Origin of the sequence: Nocardia wallacei (assembly GCF_029868745.1) — a bacterium.
In the GTDB taxonomy this organism is placed as follows: Bacteria; Actinomycetota; Actinomycetes; order Mycobacteriales; family Mycobacteriaceae; genus Nocardia; species Nocardia wallacei_B.
The window spans coordinates 1-9127 of sequence record NZ_JARWOP010000176.1; the positions used below are offsets into that span (position 1 = coordinate 1).

A 9127-nucleotide genomic window follows, 5' to 3' on the forward strand; every position below is an offset into this window, starting at 1 on the left:
CCCGAATCCGCCTGTGTCACAGGCAGTGTCGTTCATGCCGACGGGGGATTCATGCCATGAGGGTGCGGCTGGATCCCGGTGTCCGGCGCTTCGCGGACGGTCGGCTCCTGCTCGGCGGGTCACCGACCCGGCTGCTGCGACAGGGCGCCGCGGGCACCCCGCAGCTCGATACCAGGCACACCCGCGAACCCCGGGCCCCCCCCGGGGGCACCTGGCGGGGCGGCCGCGCCCCCGCGACCGGGTATCCCGGCACGACGAGAGTGTCGACACTCCCGGCGAATTCGTCCATCGCACCGTTCACGCCCACCGTCAGAGCGACATCCGTGCGCACCGTCTCCCCGTCGGGTGAGGCGAACCGTACCCGCCGCCCCGCCCAGTGCAGCACCTGCACCGGTCCGGCGATGTCGAGCAGCAACGCCCCCTCGGCCAGCGCCACCACCACGTCCCCACGGTCCGATCCCATGCCCCGAGTCTGTCCCCGGCCGCATGGTGTCCGCAATGACACGAAGCCCACAGATCCGGACACACCACCCCGGCTCTCCGCCGGGCACCCACGGAGGCGGGCCGTCCAACCTGCTCCAGATCAGTGACCGGTGAAGATCTCATATGTCTTGCGCCCCAGGAGAAACGCCGTGGCTTTGGCGAAGCGGGCGCCGACAATTTCACCCATATCGTCATCCGCGTACGCACAGCGGCGGGATAGTCCAGCCCATCCAGGCCCACGGCGGTGGGGATAGTCCCAGCCCAGTTCAGATCCACAGCGGTGGATCGCCCGGCCCAGTTCAGGCCCACGGCGGTGAGACAGCCCAGCTCTAGTTCAGATCCACGGCAGTTCCACGGCAGCGGGGTCGTCCGGGCCCAGTTCAGCCCCGTGGCAGTGGGGTCCTCCAGCCCAGTTCAGTCCGGCTGTGGCGGAATCGCCCAGCCCGGTTCAATCCACGGCGGGGGCGTCGTCTGGACCGGTTCAGGCGGCCCGTGGCAGTAGAGTCCGTCCGCCTGGCTCAGACTCGCGGCGGTGGCGTCGTCCAGCCCCGTTCAGATCCACGGCGGTGAGGGTTATCCAGCCCCATTCAGGCCCGTGGGAGTGGAGTCACCCGGCCCGGTTTCACGCCCGTGGCAGTGGAGCCATCCGGTCCGGTTCAGATCCGTGGTAGTGGGGTCGCCCGGCCTGGCTTAGACCCGCGGTGGCGGAATCGTCCAGCCCCGGTTCGGGTCCAGGGCGGGGAGGCGATAGTCCGCGGTGGTCGGCGGACCGTCGTGGGCGGTGGGGGCGGTGGCCGGTGTGGGGAGTTGTCCAGCCTGGTTCAGGTCGCGACGGCGGGATAGTCCAGGCCCGTTCGGCTCGTCGGGTGGGCGACGGCGTGCGGTGTCGAGATGTTCGCCACCCGTGAGGGTTCGGGCTCGCTTGCAGGGGCTTGGGGTTACTAGGGTCGGGAGCCGACGCGGCGGGAAATGTGGGTAGGCGAGGAGTTGGCAGTGGGTTCGTTGTTCGCGGTGTTCCTGCCGTTGGCGTTGGCGCTGGTGATGTTCGGGCTCGGGCTCACCCTGACCGCGGCGGATTTCGCTCGGGTGCTGCGCTATCCGAAGGCGGCCGCGGTGGCGCTCGTATGCCAGATGGTGGTGCTGCCCGCGGTGTGCGTAGGCCTGATCTACCTGTTCGGGCTGGACGGGGCGGTGGCGGCGGGGATGCTGCTGCTGGCGGCGTCGCCGGGTGGGCCGTCGGCCAACCTGTTCAGCCACATCGCGGGCGGGAACGTGGCGCTCAACATCACCCTCACCGCCGTCAATTCGGTGTTGGCGGTGTTCACGCTGCCGCTGGTGGTCGGGTTGTCCTACGCGCTGTTCCTCGACGGTGACGCGGGTATCGGGCTGCGGCCGGACAAGTTCGCCCAGGTGTTCGCGATCGTGCTGATCCCCGTGGCGCTCGGGATGTGGGTGCATCACCGCTTCCCCGAGTGGTCGCGCCGCCGGCGCGGCAGCGTCAAGGTGCTGTCGGTCGTGGTGCTGGCGCTGGTGGTGCTCGCCGCGGTGGCGCGCGACTTCGACACCCTCACCGACAACGTGGGCGCGCTGGCCGCGGTGTGCCTGCTGCTGGCGAGTATCGGCATTCTCGTCGGCTATTACGCGTCGCGGCTGTTCGGCGTCGACTCCGATCAGGCCGTGGCGGCGGCGATGGAGATCGGCATCCACAACGGCGCGCTCGCCATCGCCGTGGCGACCTCGGTCCTGCACGATTCCGCCATGGCGGTGCCCGCGGCCGTCTACGGAGTGCTGATGAACCTGCCCGCCGGAGTGGCCGCTGCCCTGTTCGCCCGCCGCACCCGCCGGGCGGCCGTCCCCGCGTGACGACACGCCGACCACCACCGGCGATTACAGCAATCGTCCAGCTACGATTGCTCGAATGCGACAGTCGAATCGCCGCCACGCCTTGGCGGCGTCTGCCGCCGCCGTCGCGGCCCTGCTCGTGCCCGGTCTGACGTGGATCGCCCCGGCCGCGCAGGCGAGTGCGCTGCCACCGCTCGGCGACGACTTCCTCTGGGGCGTGGCCGCTTCCGGTTTCCAGTCCGAAGGTGCTGTGCCCGACAGCAATTGGAGCCGCTTCATCGACTCCGGCGCGGTCGACGACTACCGCGACTCGGTGCGGTTCCTCGACTTCTACACCGACGACATCGACCACGCGGCCCGGCTCGGGGTGAAGGTGTTCCGGATGAGCGTGGAGTGGGCACGGGTGCAACCGACCCCGGGCGGCTGGGACGAGCGCGCCTTCCAGGTCTACGACCGGATGGTCGACAAGATCATCGCCTACGGCATGACCCCGATGATCACCCTCGATCACTGGGTGTACCCGGGCTGGGCGGCCGACCGCGGCGGCTGGCGCAACCCCGGCATGGTCGAGGACTGGCTGACCAATGCCCGGAAAGTGGTGAACCGCTTCGCCTCTCGGAAACCGATCTGGGTGACGATCAACGAACCGGCCGCCTACATCGGTACCGAGCTGCGCATCGGCGCGCTGGGGCCCGGCGAGGAACCGCTGATGCGGGAGCGACTCGCCCAGGCGCACAACGAGATCTACGACACCATCCACCACAACCAGCCCGACGCCCAGGTCACCAGCAACCTCGGATACGTGCCCGGGATGGAGACCGAAGTCAATCAGCCCTTCGTCGACCTGGTCGCCGACAAGCTCGACTTCCTCGGCGTCGACTACTACTTCGGGCCCGACGACCACAGCGCCGCCGGCGAAACATCGGCGGGCACACCCGCCATGTGGGAACTCCCCCTGCAAACCGAGGGCATCTATTACGCGCTGCGGCACTACGCCCGGCTCTTTCCCGGCAAACCCCTCTACGTCGTGGAGGGCGGCATGCCGACCGAGAACGGGCAGCCGCGCCCCGACGGTTACACCCGCGTCGACCATCTGCGCGACACCGTCTACTGGTTGCAGCGCGCCAAGGCCGACGGTATCGACGTGCGCGGCTACAACTACTGGAGCCTCACCGACAACTACGAATGGGGCAGCTACGCACCACGTTTCGGCCTCTACACCGTCGACGCCGAACAGGACCCGAAGCTGACCCGCCACCCCACCGACGCCGTCGAGGCCTACGCCACCCTCACCCGCACCGGCGGCGTCCCGGCGGACTACCGCCCCACCCGCGCCCCGGTCGAATGCTCCCAGGTGGACCCGCCTGCCAGCTGCGACGAGCCGGTCACCGTCTCCCCCGAATCCCCCGCCCCCTGATCCCGCATTCGCGCACTCGCCGCGTAATTGAGGTCGAGCGCGTCCGGAAGTAGACCCGTATGTAGCCGGAAGTCGACCCGTATGTAGATCGAGAAGGCCCGTGCTACACCGGGATACCGACTGGGATCCCGAGCAGAAGGCGGGCGCAGCACCGAAATACCGAGCAGACGACGTACACGGCGCGACGGATATGGCGCTGCGGACGCCCACCCGCACCGGGCGACCCGGCCGCAGCGGTCACAGACGAACTCGAGGTGGCTGATTTCGCCGTCTCGGTGCTGATCGTGTCCGTGTAGGCCGGGTCAGGCGGGCAGTTCCAGGCCCTTGGCGAGAACCGGCCACGACTTGATCAGCGCGTCGTGCCAGTAACCCCACGAATGGGTGCCGGTGGGCGGGAAGTCGTAGGTGGCGGGGATGCCGAGGGCGTCGAGTTTGGTCTGCAGGTTGTGGCTGCAGTAGTTGACCGCGGCCTCGATGACACCGCCGACGATGAGCTGGTTGGCCCAGCCGCCGACGCCGGGCAGGGTGTACGGTCCGTCGATGCCGTCCCATTGACCGGGCAGCCCGGAACCGCTGGAGACGAACAGGTTCAGCCCGCGCAGCTGGTCGGCGTGCACGTACGGGTCGTTGTCGGCCCACATCGGGTCGTTCTGCGGGCCGTACATGTTGTCGGTGTTGCCGCCGCCCCACACGTTCACCGCGAGGTTCACGAAGGTGTAGCCGGTGGGGTCGGAGATCTGCGCGCACCCGCTGTAGGCGGCCACCGACTTGTACAGGCCCGGCTTGGCGATGGGCAGCTGCAGCACCGAGGTGCCCGAGGTGGACAGTCCGGCGATGGCGTTGAGCCCGTTGGTGCCCAGCGCCCCGTCGATCAGCGGCGGCAGTTCCTCGGTGAAGAAGGTCTTCCACTTGTTGACGCCCAGCACGGGATCCGGTGCGCGCCAATCGGTGTAGTAGCTCCAGGCGCCGCCGATCGGCTGCACCACGTTCACGTCCTTGTCGGCGAGGAAGCGCAGCGCGTCGGGCGCGCGCTGGTCCCAGGTGGCGGCGTCCTCGCCGCCGCCGGCGCCGTTGAGCAGGTACAGCACCGGCCGCGGCACCGAGGCGTCGGCGGGTCGCTGCACGTCGACGGCGAAGGTGTTGTCCATGGCCGCGGAGTACACGTACAGGCGGATGTTGCGGTCGTCCTGCACGGTCGCCTTGGTGATGTAGGATCCGTCGGCCGAGCGCGGGTCCGCGAGCAGGCTGCGGGAGCCGATCACGGGATCGCCGGTGTCCGCGGTCGCCGGTCCCGTGCTCACCGCCGTCGTCAATGCCGCGAAAACCATTGCGGCAACAGCTGTTCCGATCCGATTGCCAACCGCCACGTGCGCCTCCGTAGCCGACTAGACCCGCATCATGAAACTTCCGTACCGTCCGGACTGTATCCCACCGGCCACTCCTCGGCGCCGCACTCGGGCGGTGCGTCGCGCAACCATCGCCGCGAGTAGCCGGTGGTCAGGGCAGGTTGACCTCGGCGGGGGTCTTGTCGGGGCGCAGGCCGCGCCAGGAGGGGTGGCGGAGGCGGCCGTCGCTGGTCCGTTCGGTGAACGAGACCTCGCCGACCAGTTCGGGTTCGACCCAGACCGCGTCGGGGACGTCGGCGCGGACGGTGGGGGTGTTCCGGCGTAGCGGGCGCAGGCGCTGCTGGAGGTCGGTGAGCATGGCGCGGGTGAAGCCGGTGCCGACGTTGCCGATGTAGGTGAGGGCGCCGGTGTCGTCGTGGGCGGCCATCAGCAGCGAGCCGATGTGGCCCGCGCGGCGGCCGGTGCCGGGTCGCCAGCCGACGATCACGACTTCTTGGTCGCGGGCGTTCTTGACCTTGGTCCACAGCGCGCTGCGGCGGCCGGGCAGGTAGGGGCTGTCGAGGCGTTTGCAGACGATGCCCTCGAGCCCGAGTCGTTTCGATTCGGCGAGGATGTGGGCGGGGTCGCCGTGCAGGCGCGGCGGCACCTGCCAGTTCGGGCCGCGCAGTTCGAGTTGTTCGAGCAGTTCGCGGCGTTGCCGATACGGCAGGTCGATCAGGGAGCGGTCACCGATGTGCAGCAGGTCGAAGATCATGTAGGTGGCCGGGACCGACTGTGCCAGTGCGCGGATCATGCCCGCGTTGCGCTGGTGCATGCGCGGTTGCAGCGCCTCGAAGGAGGTCCGGCCGCCGGTGTCGAACGCGACGATCTCACCGTCGACGACGAAGGGCGGGTCCCCCGGCGCGATCGCGGCCAGTTCGGGCCAGGCGGGGGTGATGTCCTTGTCGTTGCGCGAGAGCAGCCGCAGTTCCCGGTCGACGTAGCCGACGGCCCGGATGCCGTCGAATTTCACCTCGTAGTTCCACCGCGGGCCGTCGGTGGGGAGCACGCCCGCTGTCGCCAGCATCGCCGCGTAGTGCGGCAGTCTGGTCACGCCCGCCTCGCCGCCATCGCCGGTCCTTCCCGAACCCGAACGTCGCTGGTAGACAACTCACCGGGACGATACCGACCGGTTCATCCGGTCGAGCGGGAGCGCCGGTCGCGACGCGTGTTCGGAGGATCGGCGGGGCGTCAGACGCGGCGCATGACGGAGACGACCTTGCCGAGGACCACGGCGTGGTCGCCGTCGATGACGTCGTAGGCGGGGTTGCGGGGTTCGAGGTAGGTGTGGCCGTTGCGGCGGCGGTAGACCTTGACGGTGGCCTCCTCGTCGATCATGGCGGCGACGATGTCACCAGTGTGGGCCTCCTGCTGGCGGCGGACCACGACGATGTCGCCGTCGCAGATCGCGGCGTCGACCATCGAGTCGCCGCGGACCCGGAGGGCGAAAACCGTGCCGCGCCCGACGAGTTGGCGCGAGAGTGTGAGGACGTCGTCGGTGTGTTCCTCGGCCAGGATCGGCGTACCCGCGGCGATGTCACCGACGACAGGCACCGACACCGACTCCTCATCGCGTTCGGGGGCGGCGGACCGCAGAAACAGCCGGACGTCGATCGGCCGCGACATGCTGTCGCTGCGCCGCAGAAGTCCCCTGTCCTCCAGCGCTTTCAGGTGCTTGGACACCGACGAGGCGGACCGCAGCCCCACCGCTTCCCCGATCTCGCGCGTGCTCGGCGGATACCCGTAGCGCACCACCCAGTCGCGAATGGTGGCGAGGATCCGCTGCTGCCGGGGCGGCAGGGTCGAGGTGTCGAGGTGCTCGAACGCATCGTCGTATCCGGTCACCGGGAGATCGTAGAGGTCGCGCGGGGCTCAGTTCACGCAGGGTATGTCGGAGCCGATGCTGGTGGTGACCGGTTTGCCCGAGTCGGGGGCGGGGTCGCCGGTGGTTGTCGCGCCCAGGGCCGAGGTGCCGGAGTTTCCGGAGGTGGTGGCGCCGGTACTGCTGGATGTGCCGGTGCCGGTGCCGCTTTCGCCGGAGGTGAGTCCGTCGGGCATGCTGAAGTCGGCGCCGACGACGATCTTCACGTGGCCGGGCTGGACGTTCTTGGAGGGGGCGGTCGGGAGGCCGCCGAGCATGTCGGCGGCCTGGGTGGCGTCGGCGTCGGCACCGGCGCCGTAGTAGACCACCGAGCTGGAGCCGTCGGTGTAGGCGGCGGCATTGCCGACCTGACCTTGGGGGAAGCCCTTGTCCGCCAAGGCCGTTGACACCTGACGCGCCATGCCGTCGGGGCCGCCGGAGTTGACGACGTCGACGGTGCTCGTCGGGGTGGTCTTGGGTTCGGTGGGCTGCGGCGCCTGCACACCGAAGGCGGCGCGCACGGTCTTCTTGATGAGGGCCGGGTCGATGATGTTGACCTCTTGGCCGTCGACGGTCTGGTAGGCCTTCACCGGCAGGGTCTGGAATTCGATCGGGATCGAGCCCGCCTTGCCCAGCGTCTGGGCGAAATCGAGCAGGTTCCAGCCCTCGGACAGCACGATGTCCTCCTGGGCGGCGGTGATCAGCTGTTGCAGTTTGCCGACGTTGGTGAGGGTGCCGGAGTCCTTGAGCTGCTTGGCGACCGAGGTGAGGAACGCCTGCTGGCGGTGGGTGCGGTCGAGGTCGCCGTTCTGCAGTTCGTGGCGCTGGCGCACGAAGGCCAGTGCGTTGGCCGCGTCGAGATGCTGTGGGCCCGCGGGGAATACGGCGCCGGAGTAGTACTCGTCGTTGACGGGCTGGTTCAGGCACACGTCCACGCCGCCGAGGATGTTCGCGATGTGGTAGAAGCCGACCAGTGACACCTCGGAGAACCGGTTGATCGGCACGCCGGTGAGCTGTTTGACCGTCTGCACGATGGATTCGCGGCCCGCCTCGCGGCCCTTGTGCTCGAGTTCGATCTTGTCCTTGACGCCCTGGTTTTCCAGCTTCTGCTCGGTGTAGGCCTTCTTCAGGCCGTAGGCCTCCTTGATCTTGGCGTGGTCGTAGCCGGGGATGCCGTTGACGGGGACGTAGTCGTCGCGCGGGATGGAGAAGGCGGTGACCTTCTTCAGATCCTTCGGAATGTGCACCAGGATCAGGGAATTGGCGTTGTAGCCGCCCTCGCTGCCGTCGCCGGCGTGCAGCTGGTCGAGGATGTCCTTGGGCAGGTCGTTGCCGTTCTGGTCCTTGCGGGTGTCCAGTCCGATCAGCAGGATGTTCATGTCGCCGTCGAGGGCGGCCGCGTCCTCGGCGCTGATCACGCTGGAGCGGGTGAAGCCCCGGTCCAGGCTGCGCTCGGTGTAGTAGGCGAACCCGGTGCCGGACACGACCACGACGGCGGTCGCGGCGGCCACCAGCCGTCCCGCGATCCGCGCCGCCCGCTCGGCCTTCCCCGGCCGGCGCTGCTGCGCGCGCCGGGTATGCCGATTCGGCGTGGCGGGCGCGTACTGCTCGGTGGGCTGATCCGCCAGATCCACCGCCTCGGCCTGCGTGCGCCGCTTCCCTCGCACCGCCCCCACCGCCGCGGCCTCTCCGGTCCGGGACTGCCGCCGACCGGCGCTCTCCCCTTCCGCCGCACCGGATTCCCCACCCCGGCTCGCTCGCCGGGTCGCACCGGTCCCCGCGCCGCCTACCCGCCGCGTGGCGCCCGTTCCCGAGCCACCGGCGTCCTCGTCCCGCGCGCCGCCGACTCGTCGCCTCGCGCCCGTGGTCGCCGCACCGCTCGCTCCGCGCGGCCGCTGCACTGGGTCCGTACCCGCTCGGCCACCCGAATCATCGGCTCCCGCACCGCGTCCGGCCCGGCCCGGTTCGCCGGTGGGTGTGCGGCGCGACCGCTCGTTCGCGGCGGAGCCGAACGCCGAATCCGTTGCGGCGCTTCGAGGCTCCGGCACGGGGCCCTCGCCGCGCGGCTCCCGGCGGGGCGGCGTGGAGGCGTCGCGGCCGCGCCGCGCCGGGCGCCGGGGGGAGGGGGGCGGGCCCCCG

Annotated in this window: 7 protein-coding genes; 2 read left to right on the forward strand and 5 right to left on the reverse strand. The window is 69.8% G+C overall.

Annotated features, from left to right (window positions below; all coding sequences use genetic code 11):
- Positions 1-49: 49 nt before the first annotated feature.
- Complete coding sequence (locus tag QH470_RS14775; protein WP_280272925.1) at positions 50-463, reverse strand: helix-turn-helix domain-containing protein; 414 nt, start codon at positions 461-463, stop codon at positions 50-52.
- 1013 nt (positions 464-1476) lie between these two features.
- On the opposite strand from QH470_RS14775, the gene QH470_RS14780 reads away from it, so the two are divergent.
- Entirely contained in the window at positions 1477-2346 is an 870-nt protein-coding gene (locus tag QH470_RS14780) for a bile acid:sodium symporter family protein (RefSeq protein ID WP_280272926.1), read from the forward strand.
- 55 nt (positions 2347-2401) lie between these two features.
- Positions 2402-3742, forward strand: coding sequence for a family 1 glycosylhydrolase (locus QH470_RS14785; protein WP_280272927.1), 1341 nt, complete (start codon positions 2402-2404; stop codon positions 3740-3742).
- A gap of 302 nt (positions 3743-4044) precedes the next feature.
- On the opposite strand, the gene QH470_RS14790 is transcribed toward QH470_RS14785, so the two are convergent.
- The 4 genes from QH470_RS14790 to QH470_RS14805 form a co-directional block, all read right to left on the reverse strand.
- Positions 4045-5070, reverse strand: a complete 1026-nt coding sequence (locus QH470_RS14790; protein ID WP_280272930.1) for an alpha/beta hydrolase — start codon at positions 5068-5070, stop codon at positions 4045-4047.
- Positions 5071-5239: 169 nt separating this feature from the next.
- Complete coding sequence (ligD, locus tag QH470_RS14795; protein WP_280272928.1) at positions 5240-6181, reverse strand: non-homologous end-joining DNA ligase; 942 nt, start codon at positions 6179-6181, stop codon at positions 5240-5242.
- A gap of 137 nt (positions 6182-6318) precedes the next feature.
- On the reverse strand, positions 6319-6972 hold the full coding sequence (gene lexA, locus QH470_RS14800; RefSeq protein ID WP_280272929.1) for a transcriptional repressor LexA: 654 nt from the start codon (positions 6970-6972) through the stop codon (positions 6319-6321).
- 27 nt (positions 6973-6999) lie between these two features.
- Positions 7000-8616, reverse strand: a complete 1617-nt coding sequence (locus QH470_RS14805; RefSeq protein ID WP_425302668.1) for an LCP family protein — start codon at positions 8614-8616, stop codon at positions 7000-7002.
- Positions 8617-9127 lie beyond the last annotated feature (511 nt).